This window comes from Micromonospora sp. NPDC047548, from assembly GCF_040642975.1.
Taxonomy (GTDB): domain Bacteria; phylum Actinomycetota; class Actinomycetes; order Mycobacteriales; family Micromonosporaceae; genus Micromonospora.
In genome coordinates this window covers 76101-94745 of sequence record NZ_JBEYTI010000021.1, presented here as the reverse complement: position 1 = coordinate 94745, position 18645 = coordinate 76101, and the positions used below count along the sequence as shown (strand labels likewise).

Here is an 18645-nt window from a genome sequence, read left to right as displayed (position 1 = left end):
CCCGACTCGCCGGTAACCATTCGACCGTCCACTCTGAACTGGCAAAACGCCGTCCGGATCGGCGTGCCGTCCCAAATCCCGGTAGCGCCAGGTCGGTGAACGAACCGTCGCGGTGTTGAGATTGGATGCCGCTGCTATGTCTGCCCTGTTACCGCGACACTTCCTTCCGACGAATAAATCGCATCGGAGTGAGCCCAGCGCCGTCCGGATCCGTGCACCTGTTGAGGTTGACCGGCGTGACAGGAGGACAGTGTGGAAAACCTGGCGGGGTACACGGTCGCCGTCCTGTCGGAGCGTCGTCGACACGACCTCGCCACCCTGCTGGAGGCCACCTCGGCACGGACGATCAACGTCCAGGCGGTCCGCTCGGTGGCCCAACCGGTGGCGGAGGCCGTTGCCGTCGCCACCCGCGACTGCGTCACGAGACCGGTGCACGAGGTCATCGTGTCCTCGGGCCTGGGCCTGCGGGCCTGGCTGCGCGTGGTCCAGCAGACCGGCCATCTCGACACGCTCATCGACCGACTGACGCACGCCCGCCTGCTGGCCCGCGACGGGCACGCCGCCGACACGCTGCGGGATCTCGGCCTGAGTCAGATATGGGCAACCGCCTCCGCGACGATCGAGGATCTGTTCCGCTATCTCCTCGCCCAGCCGATGACCGGCCGCCGGGTGGTGGCGCAGATCGAGTCGGAGCCACATCGGGAGTACTGCGAGGCCCTACGCCGCAACGGGGCGACCGTGGTCGAGGTCGTCACCAACCGGTTTCTCCCGCCGCTGCGGATCGACACCCTGCGGCGGCTGTGCAGAGTCATCATCCGGCGGCAGGTCGACGCCGTCGCGCTGACCGGGGCGACCGCCACCGAGAACCTGTTGCGCCAGGCCGAGACCGACGGCGTACTCGGCGAGGTGCTCAACGCGCTGACCGCCGACATCGTGCCGGCCTGCCTGGGTCACCTGGCGGCGGAGCCGCTGCGGGCGTTCGGCCTCAGTGCGTACGTGGCGAACACTCCCGCCCTGCCGGACCTGGTCAAGGTCCTGGCGAACCAACTCCCGGGACGGTCGCTCCAGGTCGACGTGCAGGGCCACCGGGTGGAGATCCGCAGCCAGGCGATGGTGATCGGCCACCAGGTGATTCCGGTCCAGCCCGGCCCGATCTCGGTGTTACGGGCGCTGGCCCGCCGCCCCGGCCGGGTGCTGTCCCCGGCCGAGATCCGGGCGGCTGCGCCGAGCTGGGCCGACGTCGACGATCACGCCGTCGAGATGGCGGTGTCGCGGCTGCGGCGGGCCTTCGACGACACCCCGCTGGACGGCGTCGACCTGATCCAGACCGTGATGAAGCGGGGCTACCGGTTGGCGGCCTGACCGCCCACCGAGGCAGCATCCACGACCGGGACCACAACGCGGCCCGGAACCTGTTGGCCGCTATGCACGCCGTGGCCTAGCGATGATGTCGCCGGGCAGTTCCCCGGAGACACGAAACGGCTGTGGAGGACTTGCAAGACCCGGCTTGCCAGGGCACGGACCTACGAAGCAGGAAGAGAATCACTGAGATTCTCCGAAACGGCTCGCCAGGACATCCGTGGCTATCGCATGGCTCGCCGACGCCGAGGCCGTGATCGGCGCACCTGGGGTTCGAGTCGTCACAGCGTCCAGCATGGTGAGCGAGGCCGACGAACATGGTGATGACAGCAAGGTCGCCAAGCCCTGGGACTCCCGCACGACCACATCGACACCCCGCTCTGAACTCGCGGGCGAGCGTCCGCACCAGGGGCGCGTGCGCTGCCAGGATCACGGCACGGCCTGTTCGAGGTGCTGGTCCAGCTCCGCGGCCGCTGTCCCAAGCTGGTCAAGCTGGTTGCTGAGATCCCTGACCTTGTTCGTGGGCACCGATCGGACGTACTCGCTCACCCTATGCGGCGCCCGCTCGAGGCGGAGACTCCGCAGCTTGTCGAGGTACCGGTCGGACAGCCGAGCCAGGGCGGACCGCGCCTGGCTGTCGTCCTGGCCGCGCAACGCTCGCTCAGCGCGTTCCAGCCTGTCCATACGCGTCTCGTGGTCATGGACAAGGGCGTCCCACCGCCGGATCAGATCGTCACGCTCAGCGGCCTCGAGGGCGGAATCCCGCACCGTCTGCTGACCCTCGTACACCACCTGACCGTCCCCGGCCTGCCCCGGCAACACCGCCGCCCGATCCGGCAACAACCCGATCTGATCCTCCAACCACTGCCGCGCCAGCCCGAACGCGCTCACCGCGGAGAACAACTCCGCGCGCCACTGCTCGGACACCTCCGGCACCCACCCCACCACGTCCAAGTCCCGCGGCGACAGCGTCACGCCAAGGGCACCCCGCAGCCGGGAGACCGGGTCTCCCGGACCGTCCGCCGACCACAACAACGCCACGTCCCCGCCATGATCAACCAGGAACCGGGTGAACTCCGCCCCGCCCCGATACCGCACGCCGGACAGGTCGACAATCTGCCGCCCATCGTCGTCCCGGACCACGACCGGCGAGTTCGGTGCCGTATAGAAGACCCAGGCGCCCAGATACACCGCCCGCAACACGTCCCGGACGGCGTCCGGCACCGTCCCGCCCCCTCCGGCCAAGCCGATCCCCGGTGGCACCGCCGCGGCCCACACCCGCCCAATCTCCTGCGCGACCAGGACTTCCACCTCACCGGCTACGCCCTCAACCGCCGCCAACGCCGTCACCAGCCGCTGGTTGTCGCGGTGGCCGGCCCACCTCTCCAGCCGCAGATCGAGCCGATCCGTTCCAGGCTCACCCACCCACCCGCGCGTATGCCCGACCAACCGCTCACCCAATGCCACCAGCTGCACCACCCGCTCACCCACCCGGCGATGCTCCTGCACCCCTGCCGCCGGATCGTGCACGGTCACATCGGGAAGCGCCGCCGTCAACTCCCCGACCCGACCCACCCAATCCCGAGCCGCCCCGCCCGGTTGCACCGCCTCCGCAATCCGCCGCAACTCGGCCAGCACGCGGGTCCAACCCTCCGCCTCGGCCAGATTCGACACCTCCCGAGCGCCCCCACCCACCGGAGTGCCCCCACCTACCACCGGCTGGCCGGGGACCATCTGACCCATCTGCACCGGCCACATGTCGTCCTCCGCCACATGCGCCAACACCACCGTCGACGCCCACCCACCGAACCCATGCACCACCACGTACACCGGCTCCCGCAACCCCGAATCCACCGGCGGCAACGCACTGTTCAGGAAAGTTTCGAACAAAATCCACTTCGAAACGACCGTCCCGGGATGCACCGGATGCGGCCGCGGCACACCCACCACGAACACCCGCGCGTCATTCGGCACCCACCCCACCGGCCCCACATCCGGCGCCGCCGCGGCCACACTCTCCCCGGCGAGCAACTCCGCCTGCCGCAACTCCACCACCCGCCAACCGCCGAATCCTGACGGCACCGGAGGGAACACCCAATCCCGCAAATACGTGAACGCCGGCTTCCCGAACCGCTCCCAACCCGACTCATCCTCCAGCAGGACGTACGGACCAGACGAACCGGGCAATCCAGCCGCCTCCCGATGGAACCGAGCCGAATCGTCAGCCCCCGGAAGGATCGGACGCGCCTGAAACTCCCACAACAACGCCCCACCCGCGAACGTGTCCCGACCCGAGAAATCGACACCAACCAGACCCGGCGGAACAACCCCCACCACCGTGTCCGTCACATACCGCCAACGGATCGCTACCGCGCCCGATTGGCCACGCGACGCCCGCAGCGCCGCAACCCCGACCAACGTCCGAGACTCCACCCATGGAAGGACAGACGGGTCAGAAACACCGAACGGCGACAACTCGATCACCGCCGCCGCAGGCACCACCACCCCCAACCGACCATCAAGCAACCGCTCCACCAGATCCAGCACGCCCTCATGCCGATGGTCCTCGAGCACCAGCACCACCCGCCATACCCCACCACCCGCAGGCTCGCCGGTGTCGGCAGCGTTGCGGTGGACCAGCCGCCCCGCCCTCTCACTCGCCCTCGCCGCCCACGCCTCGGCATCCGTCACCGCCTGCGCCTGCGCCACAACAGAAAGACCCTGCGGATCAATCTCAGCGCCCACACCCGGATACACCACCACCGACCCATCACCCCGGACCGTCTGGAACGGGAACAGGGGCCACATTCGCACCGTCCGGTCCCAGCCGGCGGCGGCCAACACCCGGCCCGACGCCCCCTGCCAGGACGTCAGCGCCTGCACGTCGTCGAAGCCGGTGAACGTCTGGATCTCCCGACCGTTGGCCACGTCCCAGATCCGCACCGTCCCGTCGTAGCCGGCGGTTGCCATCGCCCGGCCCCACTCCTCCTGCCACGACGTCAGCACCTGCACCTCGCCGGTGTGGCCGATCAACCTCTGGATCTTCCAACCGCTGCCCGCGTCCCAGATCCACACCGTCCCGTCCCCGCTGGCGCCGGCCACCCTCCACCCGTCCGACCCCTCCCGCCACGACGTCAACGCCCACACCTCGCCGGTGTGGCCCTCCAACGTCCCGATCAACGCACCGCTGGCCACGTTCCAGATCAGCACCGTCCCGTCCCCGCTGACGGAGACCACTACCCACTGGCCCGACTCGTCCTGCCACGACGTCAGCGCCCGCACCGGGCCGGTGTGGCCGGTCAGCCTCTGGATCTCCTTACCGCTGGCCACGTCCCAGATCCGCACCGTATGGTCCCTGCTGGCCGAGACCACCACCCGCCGGCCCGACTCGTCCTGCCACGACGCCAACGCCAACACCTCGCCGATGTGGCCGGTCAACCTCCCGATCTCCCGACCGCTGGCCACGTCCCAGATTTGCACCGTCCCGTCCCCGCCAGCGGAGACCAACACCCGCCGGCCCGACTCGTCCTGCCACGACGTCAGCGCCCACACCTCATCGGTGTGCCCGACCAACCTCTGGATCTCCCGACCGCTGGCCACGTCCCAGATCCGCACCGTCCCGTCCCAGCTGGCAGAGGCCACCACCGGGCCCGACGCCCCCTGCCACGACGCCAACGCCTGCACCGCTTCGGTGTGGCCGATCAGCGAACCCCGCCCATCCGGTATGGCGGACACCCCCGCCTGGGGTGTGGCAGCACCGGTTCGCGCCTGTCCGACGTGCTGGTCCAGCTCCGCGACCGCTGTCTCAAGCTCGTCAAGCATGTGCGTGGTGTCGCCTTCCGGCTGTCGCTGCTGGTCACGTGGTGTGTTCCCGGCCGGCGTTCTATCCGCGTCGCCGCCCTCGCCGTCAATGCTGCTGGCCGTCGCGGGTGACGCGGGGCCGCTACCCCCGTCCATACCGGCCAGATCCCAGTTTCCCGGGACCGTCGCGGTCGCGTCGTCCCCCACCATCAACGGCGCCCGCGGAACACCCACCCCGTCCGTCGTCGCCACGAACCGCAACCGACCAGGCCGAGCTGGCCCCCGGGCCAACCCACCCTGCTGACCGTCCAGGAACACCACCTTCCCGTCACCGGTCCGCACCACATTCACCACATGCGAAATCCGGTCACCCTGCCCCGTCACCACCACCACACCCCGCGCACCCGGATCAGCGGCCGCCATCACCTTTTTCACCGCCGCATAGTCCGCCGCCTCCACCAACGACCGACCCGCGTACCGCTCCAACCACACCACCGGCAGAGCCTTCTCCGGCGGCACCTGATGCCAACCTCCATCCGCCAACGACATATCCGTACCGATCGCCGTCAACACGCAGTTCGTCACGACATCGCCCCGAAGATGCCGATGCGGGTTCACCCCACGCAGCCACCGGAACCGACTCAGCACCTCCGCCTGCGACAGGTCACCCGGCAACAACCACTCACCGCGTGCCGCACCGGCCACATCCGTTGAAGGATCCGGCCCGACCGGCCGGGTCGACGGGGTGGTGGTCACCGGAACCGCCGGCGCCTGCTCGCGCATGACATAGAGGCCCCTCTTCACGTCGACCAGTAGGGTGCCGCGTGGACCGTAGATGACAGCCGTGACGTCGTAGCGGTACTGATGGAACGTGCGCTTCGCCTCCATGTTGCGCTCGTTGACCTCGCTCATCTCGGCCGCGTGGGCTTCGCCGTCCTCGCGATCGACACCGAGGCCGTCGCCGTTCCAGCCGAGCTTCTTGATGCTGCCGGCGGGAGCGCCACCCTGCGGGCCGAACGAGAACTCCCAGCCCGAGGAGGAGTCGCCCTTGTTGATCGGGCCCGACTCGTTCTGCTGGTATCGCCGGGCCTTCTGTTCGAAGGCCAGCGGTCGACCATCCTTGTCGACATAGATCTCCGCCCGCCGGATGTCCAGCCCGAGAGTGATGCCGGTGCCCGGAACCTGGTAGCGGTGTTCGAGCAGCGGCTCGAGGCGAGATCGCAGCATCATCTCGGACGCGTGGTGCGCCATCAAGCGGTCGAAATCGCTGCCACCGTGCACGCCAGGCACTCTCCAGGCGCCGTCGGTGCTCAGGTCCAGGCCCTGACGCAGCCGCAACGGTTGGGTGGTCAGCGCCGCCCAGCGTTCGAATTCCCGGGCCACCCGGTTCAGCCGCCACGGATGGACGTTGCGGTCACCAACCAGATCGTTGTTCAACCGCGGCCGGGTGGGGCTGGGCTCCGCCCATCGAGGTACCGGCCGGCCGACGCCGGTCGGGGCCGGGGCCGGCGCCGGACCCTGCCAACTCCCCGGCTGTTCGGCCGTCGGCCGGGTCAGGTATCGCGGCACGATGATCCGGACGTCCCCAGCGACCTGAATCTGCTCCTGCCAGCCGATCCCGGGGAGGTTGTGCCAGAGGTCGCGGACCGACCGTTCCAGGCTCGGCTGCCAGAGGCCGGCGAGCCAGGCGCCACCGAACAGCACGTTGCGCGCTGAGTCAAGCACGAACGTGACCGCTTGGGGCATCTCCGTGGTCAGCGTCATGTCGATGATGAATTCCAGCGGGTACTCGAACTCGTGCGACTTCTTGGCTCCGGTCCGGAAGATGTCCTTGGACTCGGACTGCATGCCGCGTTCACTGGACTCCGAGCTCTCTTGCCCGTAGTCACCATGCCCGCCGAGGACGCTGCCCTGATCGTTCCACGCGCCACGGCCGGAGAGGTTGAGTCGCCCACCCCACGACCATCCGGAGGTGTCCGTGTTGGACTGGGCGTCGTGCGTCTCGCCACGCAGGGTGAGGCTGACCTGCTCTCGCGGGCGGTCGCTCGACTGCGCGGCGGACGGGGTGGCGCTGACCCGCACCCACAGGTATTGCGTGGTGTGGTAAGGCGTGGGCACCGGGAACCAGCCGTACACGCCCTGGCCGGACAGCGGAAGGTACTGCGGCTCCAGGTTGCGGGAGGAGAATCGCTTCACCAGCGCGCGCCGCAGGTGGTCGGGGATACCCCCGCCGGAGGCGAACAGGCCGCGCTGCCGCAGCCGTCGCAGGATCGTGTCCAGCACGGCGTTGGCCCGCAACCGCTCGGGGTGCCCCACGGCGGGCAACAGCTCAGGGTCGATGATCTCGCGCGATGGCGCCGAGTCGGGCGCTTGCGTCCGGGGACGATACAGCCCCAGGTCCTCGGCCGCACGATCGGTCGCCAGGAGATCCACCGCGTCGTCGGCGTCCAGATAGACGGAATCGGTGGCCGTGGTCTCGCCGTCCTTGGTGCGCAGGGCGGTGACCTCGAAGACCACCCGGCCGTGATAGGCGTGGACGACGTCGTTGTAGGTGGCCCGGGTGATGTCGATGGCGCCGTAGTCCTTGCCGTCCGAGCCGCCGAACGAAACCCCGCCCTCGACGTACAGGCCGCCGCCGGCACGGCCGCGCTCGTGGGCCTTGTCCGAGCCGCCGCTGTCCGAGCCGCCCTTCTTCGCGGTGGTTGCGTGGTTGAAATACTGGCCCCCGAATCCGGCCTTGCCGCCGAAGCTGAGCTCGTTGCTCGTCCCGGCGGCATGACTGATCGCTGACTGCCGGTACTGCTCGAGTTCGACACCGTTCGCGCTGTCGATGTCGTCGCTGCTGTACTGGTATGCCAGACCCGCCTCGAAGAACCGCTCCCGGACCCGGATGACCTGCTGGTACCCGTCGTGGCCGGGCAGGTGCAGCTCCCACCCGTGCTCCTCGACCACCTCCGGGAACCCGCCGGCCAGTTCCGTGCCGGCGCCGAGATCGAAGATCGCGTCGGGCCAGTTCATCGGCTCGTTGAACCACTCGTCGGAAAGGCCGTTCAGCTGCTGGTACAGCCGCGCCGCGGTGGCCGGCAGCTCGGGTATGTGACGGAAGGCCGGATATAAGCCGGCGCTGCCTTGGACGTCCAACGGCAGGTGCGGCGGTTGGCCAGCCGGTGCCCACGCGGCCTCGGGTTGCTGGCTCAGGCGGGTTACGCCCGCGCCGTTGAGCTGCGCCGGCGTAATGGCCCGCTCCTCGCCGGTGTGCGGATCACGCGGCACATGCTCGACCGGTACCGGGATGTGGGTCGCCACCTCGCCGCCGCGCCCGGCACCGATCAGCCAGGTCTCGCGGGGTCCCCAGCCGCCCGGTGTCTGCTCGCGGATCACGACCTCGAACACCGTGCGGTAGCGATGGTCGATGACGTCTCCGTTGGTCTCGGTCCGGCGGTACTCCTGTACCACCTGGCTGAGCTCGTGCTCGTTTGCTCGTGCGTGCTCCGCCGTGACGCCGAGCCGCGGGAGGAACACCCTTCCCTGGTGTTCCGTCCTGCTCTCCGGCGTCTGCTCGTTCTGGTCGGACTGCTCCGTAGTGCCCGCCGGAATCGACGACCGGCCGCCCAACCGGCCACTGACGCTGCCCTCGGTCGACCGGGAACCCGACGTGGTGGCTCCGGTCAACGCGCGGGCATTGACCGTCATCGGGTACTCCGGACTGTCCAGCAGTTCCCTCCGGTGCTCGGTCACCATGACCTGGTACTGCTCGCGGCCGACCCGCACGGTGAACTTCTTTCCGGCCTGCGTCCGCGTCGGATCGGCCTCCATCCCGGCCCGACCCACCTTCGCCAGAACGGTGCGGCGCGCCACGGCGCCGATGTCGGCGCGCCCCGACTTCTGTCGCAGCACCGACTGCACCAGGTCGGCGACCTGTTCTGCCCCGGGCATGTTCGCCGCGATCCCCAGACCCTGGCCGCGCCGCATCGCCAGCGCCAGCGGCTCTCGCGGGGCCGGGCCGGCGGGGGGCACGTAGGAATGCCGCGCCTGCGGCGCCCAGAGCAGCCGCGGCGACAACCAGTTGCCGATTTCGCCTGCCGGTGTCGGAGCCGGCGGGGAAGCCGCGGCGGCCGGCGTGATCACCGCCCGCGGCTGCCCCGTACCCGGCCCACCGAATTCAGGGGTGAAGACCGTCCCGAAGACGCTGCGCTCGAACTGCTGCGCCTCGCTCACCGGCACTGCCAGCTCCCCGACCACCCGCCGGGTCACCGGTACCACCGAAGAATCGCCATGCGTGGTCAACGTGAAGTCGAACACCACCCGGTAACGAGCCTGGTCTTCATTGCGGTTCAGCACCGTGTGGTTCAGAACCTTGCCGCCCACCTCCAGCGCGGACTCACGTTCGGACTCGCCGCCGAAGCCGAACGAGAAGGCACCGGTCGTCTTGTCGGCGGCCTCCTCCTTACCACTCGGGTCGGTCGCCACGTGGGTCAGTCCGAGGACGCCCGCGTCCGCCGCGAGGCCGGCGCCGCTCGTACCCGACACCTCCTCCCCGGAGGTCGCGATCACACCGAGATCGTCCCGTACCGTGACGCCCTCGGTGATCCCCACCGGCTGCAACTCCCGCAGGACCGCCCTCGTGGCGACGTAGCCGCGGAACTTGCCGACCGTGAGCCGCTCGTCGATCGTGTCCGTCATGTCCCCGTTCGACAGCACCCACCGACTACGGTTGCGGGTCGTCCGCTCGTTGAGCAGTTGGCGGGTGACCTTCGCGGCGACGCCAGCCGCGGTGTCGGCCGGCAGGGCGGCCACCAATGCCTGGTGCCAGCCGGTCACGAGTGGGGTCAGGTCGATCGCGTTGAGCACGTCCCGGGCCTGCGACGTCGACCGCGCCGGCGGCTCGGGTAGCGACGGCGCGAGCGGGGCTGCCGGGTTCGGCGCGGCGCTGCCGTTGGCGTACAGGGTCGGCAGGGAGATGTCGAGGAGGCCGGTCTCGGCCGGCACCGACGGCCGTCCCCACTCGACGCCGTTCACGAAGACCTGGAACGACACCCCGCTGGTGAACGACGTCGACGCGGTCACGAACATCTTCCGGCCCCAGATGACCCGGGTCTCCCGGGACATCGCGTGTTGGCGATCGCCCTTGATCGACACAGTGGGGAGGCCCGCGATCAACCTGGACGCGCGCCCGGTCGAGATGTCGAAGGTTTCCTCCAGCCCACCGTCGAACTTCCGTCCGCTGGACACGGACGTGTCGTTGCCGACCTTGGTCGATCCGAAGGAGACTCCGTACACCCGCGGGCCCCCGGCGTTCCCGGCGGGCGCCGGTCGCGGATCGTGCGGCACGGGACGGATCCACACCAGCCGCCCGCCCGCACTGAGGGTCTCTCCGGAGAACAGCGCCTGCTCCCAGCGCTCACGGTGTTCCTCGCCGGCACTGGAATCCCCCTGATCCGGCGCCGTCAGCAGCGTCTGGAGCGCCGCCGACACCCGTGCGCGGATGGCTGCCTCCTGGTTGGCGGTGCCCAGGTCCAGCCGGTCAGTCGTGCCCATTTCGATGTCGCCGGGTCCCCCGGTCGGCCACCCTGACGGCAGGTCGTCCATCAACTGCGTGACCATGTCCGTCACCTCCTGCGGCGTCAGTTGCCGCACCGCCGAGACGCTCAGCTCACCGATGGCACCGTCGGCGAAGTACCACGGCGTTGCCGGCTCGGGCTCCCTGGCCTTCCCCTTGGCCGCGTCCCGAGTGGCGTCGGCTTGATCCCGCTCCTCGACCGCACGCTCCCAGGCCGTACGCGAATCGGACGCCGCATTCCGGGCGCGGTCGAGCTGCGCCTGGTAGCGTGCGACGGTCTGCTCCAGCCGCGTCCGTTCCGCCATACGCGCCGCCGCGTCGACCGCGTCCCTCAGCTCGGCCTGACGCCACGTCTCCGCCTGCCGCTCCGCGTTGTGGGCGTCCCGCCGCTCCGCCTCGACGCGCTCACGTTCATCCTCGACCGCACGCAGGTCGGCCCGCTGCCGCTCGTCCTCCTGCCGCCGCGCGTCCTCGTCCGCCCGTACCCGATCGGGCTCCGCCAGTTCGGCTTCCCGCCGGCCCTCCTCCCACCGCCGCTGCGCCTGTTCGGCCAACTGATCGTCGGCGCGCTGCTCGTCCTGCCGGATCTTCGCCGCCTCCTCGGCCAGCTCGCGCTCCCGCGTGCGCCACCGCGCTACCGCAGCGGCCGCGCGCCGTTGCTGCTCCCGCTCCGCAGCCAGGTGCCCCTGCCCGGGGTCCTGATCCGCCAGCTGTCGCCGCGCCTCATCCGCCGCGGCCCGCGCCTCCTGCTCCTGGCGCCGTTGCTCCTGCCGGTCAGCCTCCGCCTGCGCGGCATCGCGTACCGCGTTCCGGACCGCCAGCGCCCGCTGTTCGCCCTGCCACGTGTCCCACCGCGCCTGCTCATCTCTCCGGGCCTGTTCGCGTGCCGCCGCCCGCTCGCGTGCCTCCTGACTCGCCACCAGACGCTGCGCCGCCCTGGTGGCTGCCTCCTGCCGGGCCACCTCCCGCTCGCCGGCCCGCTGGGCCGCGAGCTGCTCGGCAGCCTCCTGCGCCGCGTCCCGCTGCCGGATCCGCTCCGCCGCGCGGTCCGCCGCCGCTGCCCCGCCGACCTGCAACGCCTGTAGGCCGTCCGTCCACTGCTGTACCGCCGTCCGCCAGTCCGCCTCCCTGATGGCGGCGTCCTGCTCCAGCGCCTGTCGCCTCCGGTCAGCCACCCGCACGGCCCGCTCCAGCAACTGGTGCCCGCGCCGTTCCGCTGTCCCGCGCTGCCGTTCCAGCTCAGCAACCCGGTCCTGGGCCCTGGTGAGCCGCTCCCACGCCGTACGCTCCGCTGCTTGCGCGTCATTACCACTGGCAGGCGTCTCGTTACCGTTGGTCGGCGCCTGCGCTGCGGGCGCTGGCGGCACGGCCACGCGGGCGGCGACCTGTCGCGCCACGGCCTCCCGCGCCGTGGACAGCTCGCTCTGCGCTGCGGCGAGGTCACTCTCGACGGCAGCGGCCGTGTCCCGAATGCCGGCCAACTCCTGGGTCAGCCGTTCGACCTCCGGCGGGTTTCCGGCCGGCGTCGCGTCCACGTCGCCGCCCTCGCCGTCAATGCTGCTGCCCGTCGTGGGTGAAGCGGGGCCACTACCCCCATCCATACCGGCCAGATCCCGCTCTTCCGGGACCGTCGCGGTCACACCGCCGCGCACCGGCGACGGCGCCCGCGGAACACCCACCCCGTCCGTCGTCGCCACGAACCGCAACCGACCAGGGTGGGCCGGCCCCCGGGCCAGGCCACCCCGCTGACCATCCAGGAACACCACCTTCCCGTCACCGGTCCGCACCACATTCACCACATGCGAAACCCGGTCACCCTCCCCCGTCACCACCACCACACCACGCGCACCCGAACCCGCGGCGTCCAACACCTCCACCACCGCCCCATAGTCCGCCGCCTCCACCAACGGCCGACCCGCGTACCGCTCCAGCCACACCACCGGCAGAGCCGTCTCCGGCGGCACCTGATGCCCAACCCCATCCGCCAACGACAAATCCGTACCGATCGCCGCCAACACACAGTTCGTCTCGAAATCGCCCCCACGGCCCCGAAACGGGTTCACCCCACCCAGCCACGGGAACCGACCCAACACCTCGGCCCGCGACAACCCACTCGGCAACAACACGTCACCGCGTACCCCACCGGCCACATCCGCCGAAGGATCCGGCTCGACCGGCGGGGTCGACGTCGACGCGGTCTGCGCTGCCACGTCCACGTGGTGCTCACGGGCCGACTGGTCGCGCGGGCCGTCGGCCCCGGTGGGTGTCAGCACGATGTACCAGATGTCGTTCGGTCCCGCGTCCTCGCCGGCCCGGTCCTTGGCCCAGGTGCCGAGCATCCGCATGCTGCCCGTGCTGATCTGGTTGCGGCCGGGCTCGTACCAGAGCAGTTGCGTGGTGGGCAGGACCACCCCGGCGGCGGCCGTGGACCTGGCCACGACCAGCACCCGGGCGCCCGGTGGCGGATCGGCCGGCAGGTTGCGGGTCGGCCCGCTCACGGTGAACCCGGGGCCGGGGGCGGCGGCCAGCAGGTCGGCCATCATCTCGGCGCGCTGCTGCGGGGTGTACGCCAACCAGGTGGCGGCCACGTCGTCGGGGCGGCCGGTCTCCACCGACCCGGCCGGCGGGGTGCCGGTGGGTGCCGGCCAGGCCGCGGTGTTCAGGTCGCTGGCCAACCCCCGCAGGCCGGCGGTGTCGACCGGCGGAGTCGCCTGGGTGACCCACTGGTAGGCCAGGTACCCCTGGTGCCGGTTCAGGTTCTCCACCAGGGCGGCCACGCCCGCACCGAAGTCGTGCCGCGACTCGATCTCCGCCTCGTGCATGATCTCCAGCCGGGAGTCCACATCGGGCCGGCCCCGGTGCGGGGCCAGATCGTCCTGGACGCGCTGCGGCAGCCGCCGCACGGCGTCGTCGAGGGTCTCCGGGCGGCCGGTGGCGTCCAGCCGCACCACCTCCCCACCCGGGTAGGCGAGGTACGGCGGTTGTGCGGTGGTACCGCCGCTGACCCGCAGTTCGACCGGGGTGTCCAGGCTCGCGGCGAGGTCCCGGGCGAGTTGTACCCGGTCCAGTGTGTGTACGGCTGTCTCGTCCGCCGGGGCGGCCGCGGCGATGTCGGCCTGCCTGGTCGGGTCGGTGCGCAGCACCACTCGCGCCAGGGGCGTACCGCCGTGCTGCGTGCGCACCGAGCGGTCCAACTCCTGGACGACGGACCGGCCGTAGCCGGAGCTGGCGATTTCGGCCAGCGCCGCGTCCACGTCCATGACCGGGGCCCCGCGCGGGACCGGCGGGACCGGCAACGCCATCCGGTCCACCTGCTGTTGCGCCGCGTCCCGGGCCGCCTCGCGGGCCGTCCTGGCCTCGTCGAGCACCCGGACCGTGTTGGTGTGCGCCTGCGCCGAGACATCGCGGGCTCGGAACTCCTCGCCCGCGACCTCGACCTGCCGGCGCAGGTCCGGCAGCCCCGAGCGGACCCGGTCGAGGTCCTGCTCGGCGTCCCGGAGGTCGTCTTTCGCCTTCTCTACCGCCGCCTGGGCCGCATCCAGTTCCCGCTGCGCCTGGGCGGCGGCCAGCCGGGGCTCGTCCTGCCTGGTTGCGTCGTCGACCGCCTGCCGGGCCGCTGACTCGAACTCCTGTCGCCGAATCACCTCCGCTTCGAGCCCTGGCATCGCACGGTTGAGGTGGTCGATCTTCTGCTCGAGCCGGGCACGTTTGCCTTCGGCGGCGGTGACGGCGTTCCTGGCGGCGTTGAGCGACGCCTCCGCGGTGTCCCGGGCGTCCTGCGCGACCTGTGCGTTCCGGCGCGCCTGGCCGAGGTCGTCGATGGTGCGCTGGAGTTCCTGGGTGGCCTGCTGGAGGCGCTCTCGCATGGCCTGCCGCGGGGCGTCCGGAGCGTCCGGGGTCGGATCGGGATCCTGTGTCGTGGTGTACAGCCGGTCGGCGAGGTGGGGCAGTGCCGGCCCGCGGGCGCCGGTGGCGTTGGCACCGAGGTTGCGGATCGTCTCGGCCCACTGTTGCCGCTGCTGCGCGGAGAGGGTGTGGCGCGCGTTCTGCACCAGCGTGGTGACGGCGGCATCGGAGACGTTCAGGCCGGCGAGCGTATCGGCGGTCAGCTGCAGGATCGCCGCGTCCACGGCGTCGACGGGGCCGTCCAGGGTGGCGGCCAGGTTACCGAGGGCCGACACGGCGGCCGGGTCGGCCAGGTCCGGCCGGGCCAGCAGGGCCTTCAGCATTTTCTGCCGCCCGGTCAGCGCCCCCGGTGTCGGGGCGGGTGCCCCGGCCGCTGTGGGGGCCGGTGGGGTGGGGCCGCGCAGGTACTGGTATCCGTCCTCGACGTGGCCGTAGCGGGCCAGGGTGAGCAGTGCGTCCCGGGCGGCAAGCTCGACGTCGTGGGGTAGTCCCGCCTGCCGGGTCTGAAGTTCGTGGTGTGCCCGGTCGGAGAGCAGGTCCGCCCGGTGTTTGTCGAGGAAGTCGCGGGAGTGGTCCCAGTTGTCGATGGCGAGCCACTGGTCGAGGGCGGCGGATACCACGGGCATCGGGTGGTGCACGACGTGGGCCGGCGGCAGTGGGGTGGCCGCCGTCCCGGCCCAGGCGCCGGCCGCTGGGGGCAGCGCCGGGATCAGGTCGTCGGGAGTGGAGACGTTCCGCCACGCGTGGGCCAGGGCGGTCACGGTCGTCCCGGACGCGGTCAGCCTGGCGGCGGCGTCCGGTGCCAGGTTGTCGAGCAGGTCGATGTTGTGGTACAGCATCCGCTCGTTGACGTCGAGTGCGTCGCGTAGCGTCGCCACGTCGTCGCGGCCGGCTGCCGTGGGGGGCAGCCGGTCGGCCAGGGCTTGCAGGGTTTCCGGCCAGTTCTGTTGGGGGTTGATGGTCCACGCGGCGGAGGCGATGGCCCGGAAGGTGGCCAGTGGTCCGACCGCCGGGTCGAGGATGTCGGCCACGGCCCGCAGGATGCCCGCGTCGGAGACGGCCTCCCGCTCCGGCCGGGGCTGGGTCGCCCGCGGGTCGGCATCGATGAGATCCGCCAGCGCCCGCAGCCCGGCCGGGTCGGTCGGGTCGGTCGGTGTCACTGCGGCCACCGCGCCGGCGAGTACTCGGTGCCGGGCCGCCGCGTCGGTGGCGTCGAGGTAGTCGAAGGCGGCCGTCAGTTGTCCGGCGCGGATCGCGTCGAGCAGGGCGTGGTGCCGGTCGAGTACCGGATCGCCGGGTGGTGCCGGGGTCGTCGCGGGCCGGGTCGCGTCGGGCTGGGCCGGCTGGGTCGGGGGTGGTGCCTGCCGGGCCTGCTGCTGGTACTGCGCCAGCCGCGCCGCGGTCGGGTCGGCGCGCAGCGTCGCGAGGTTGTCGTGCGCGAACTGCCGTGACGCCGCCCAGTTGCCGTCGTACAGCAGCCAGCTCGTCAGCGCGTCGGGCTCGACCAGGGTGACGGCCTGCGCCCCGGCAATTTCGCTCTGGAAATGCTGGGCGGTGAGGGTCCGCTCGGCCGCCCCGAGAGCGAGCGGGTTGTAGAGCCGGTACCTGCCGTCGGCGTCGAGACGCGCCGCGGCGGCACCCTGGGGGCGGGCGATCCACAGTCGGGTACCGGGCCGCAGCGTGTCCGGCGCCTGGGGCAGCGGCCCGGTGGTGGTCCATCCCGGGGGCAGGTCGGGAGCCACCAGCCGCCGCGCCTGACCGGCCCGCGCCTGCGGGGTGTCGATGTCGTGCCGGGCGGCGTGGGCCGCGACGGGAGTCGCGGCTCCGGCGGGCAGGCCCTGGCTGATCCACTCGCGGGCGCGGTCGTCGGCGTTGTCGCGCGCCTGCCGGATGTACTCCGCCAGTTCCGGGCCGAGCGCCGCGGCGGCCTCCATCTGCACCGCGGTACGTTCCAGCAGCTCGTGGTAGATCTCCCGCTGCCGCCCCAGGCGGATCCCGGCCGCGAAGGCCCGCAGCTTCAGATCCTGGTCCAGCTCGTGGATCACCTCGACGGGCGTGACCGGGGCGAAGTTGCCGTTCGGGGCCTGCCGCAGCTCGATGATCCAGCCCTGCGGGTCGAGCCGGTACCGGCTGGCCGCCCCCTGTTCGTCGGTGACGGTCAGGTCGAGGTGGGTTTTCAGCTCGAACGCCACCACCTGGGCCACGGTGCGCGGGTCCTGGGCGAGCAGCTCCACCTCCTCCGGTGGCGTGACCGGCGCGGAGCCGGGGGGCTGCACCGCCTGTACCCGCTCGATGATCCGGGGGATCCGCTCGTTGAACTGTCGCACGTCGGTGGCTGGCAGCTCGGCGCCGGCCGCGAGTTTGCCGACCCGGTTCTGCCAGGCGGTCAGCTCGGCGAGGTTGGCGGTGGCCTGTTGCGCGGCGTTGAGCCGCTGGAGGTGGTCCACCGCCCAGCCCAGTACCACCTGGTACCGGCGGCGGGCCTGCTCGGCGGCGCTGGCGGTGAGCCGGAGCGGGCGGACCGGGTCGAAGTTGTTGCCGAGCTGGTCGCGGATCAGCAGGGCGGCGTGCTGGGGCGCCTGGTCGGGGTCGAAGTCGCCGGCCTCGATGATGCGGCCGGCCACCGGGGCGGCGGCCATCGCCGCCGGGGTGGCGCGTTGCAGCAGGCCCTCCAGGCCGATCGTGGGCGCGCCCGCCGCCGGCGCGGGCCAGCCGGCCGGGTTGTTCGCCTTCCAGTCGTGCGGTTTGAGTGAGCGCTGGAGGTCGTGTACCTCGCCGGCGTGCATCTCGTGGAAACTGTCGCCGGTGATCCAACCGGTGCTGGGGGCGTCGTCGGCCTCGAACTGCTCCGGCCCGACCGGCGCCAGACCGGCGTCGCGGGCGAACGCGCTGTGCCAATGCGGGACCGCGACGAGACGGGCTGAGGTGCGCACCCGGACCAGGTACGTATCGCCCTCCACCGTCTTGAGGTGGTCCTCGACACGCTTGGCGTCATCGAAGGCGGCGCTGTGGCTGGCCGGCGCGTTCCGGTTCGCGCCGGTGGTGAACTTGCCGGTGACGGTCTTGTCCTCCTGCACACCGATGTCGGTCGCGCCGAGCGGCCTGGCGTACGACACCTCCCCGTCGAGGTTGGCCCGCCACCGGTTACGCGACTGGCTGGCCGACGTGATGTTCAGGAACTTGTCGTATCGGCCGGTACCGGTGGTCTTGCCGAGCTTGCTGATGATCTCCAGCGAGTGCAGCTTGACGTACAGCCGCATGGCCACCCGGTTGTTGGACGCGCCCGCGATGAACAGGTGCGAGCCGAGCAGGTATCCGGAGTCGCGCAGCGCGTCGGACAGGTGGTTGTCGACGCTGAGCCGGGACAGCAGGCCGTCCAGCGCCAGGCTGCCCCGGTAGGCCGGATCGTTGGCGTGCGAGCCGAGCACGTTGCCCATGAGGTGCCGGGCGGCCGGGTGGAGGTCGTCGACCAGGGCGCCGCTGACGTAGGCGTCGCCGGGCAGCGGCGGCAGCGCGCGCAGCTCCAGCCGCGTGGACCGGGGCATCGGCGTGGCCTCGGCCTGCCCCCGGGGGATCTTGAAGTCGATCCGCGCCTCGTAATGACGGGTCTGCACCGGCTCCACCGGCGCGAGGGAGACCCAGTCGGCGAAACCGGCGGGCGCGTGGTGCAACGCCCAGTCCGTCGCGGTGTTCAGGGCCGTCATCAGGTGGTTCATCAGGTAGCTCGGCTGCCAGCCGTGCATGTTCAACCGGCTGAGCTCCAGGGAGATGCCGGCGCCGTCAGTGGCTTGGTAGTGCCCCGACCAGTCGTAGGCGGTCCGTTCCCGGATGGACTGCGAGCCGCCCTTGACGCCGCGTGCCCCTCCCGGCGCGAACGACAGCGACCCGGCGCCGGCCACCGGGAGACCGTCGAGTGAGAAGCCGAACCTGCCCGGCGTGAGGTTCCAGCCCAGCGCCTTCCCGAGGATGCGAGCGGTGGCGTCGTAGGCGTGCGCGTAGTTCTCGATGCCGTAATCGGC

At 71.2% G+C, this 18645-nt stretch carries 2 protein-coding genes (1 of these 2 cut by a window edge); one reads left to right on the top strand and one right to left on the bottom strand.

The features are described from left to right. Window positions 1-252 precede the first annotated feature (252 nt). On the top strand, window positions 253-1362 hold the full coding sequence (locus ABZ807_RS21160; RefSeq protein WP_357160458.1) for a uroporphyrinogen-III synthase: 1110 nt from the start codon (window positions 253-255) through the stop codon (window positions 1360-1362). Window positions 1363-1788: 426 nt separating this feature from the next. Here ABZ807_RS21160 and ABZ807_RS21155 read toward each other — a convergent pair whose 3' ends face one another. Further along, window positions 1789-18645: the 3' portion of a toxin glutamine deamidase domain-containing protein gene (locus ABZ807_RS21155; RefSeq protein WP_357160455.1), read on the bottom strand. It continues 13284 nt past the right edge of the window; only the last 16857 of its 30141 coding nucleotides appear in the window; its start codon lies off the right edge, out of view; the stop codon is at window positions 1789-1791.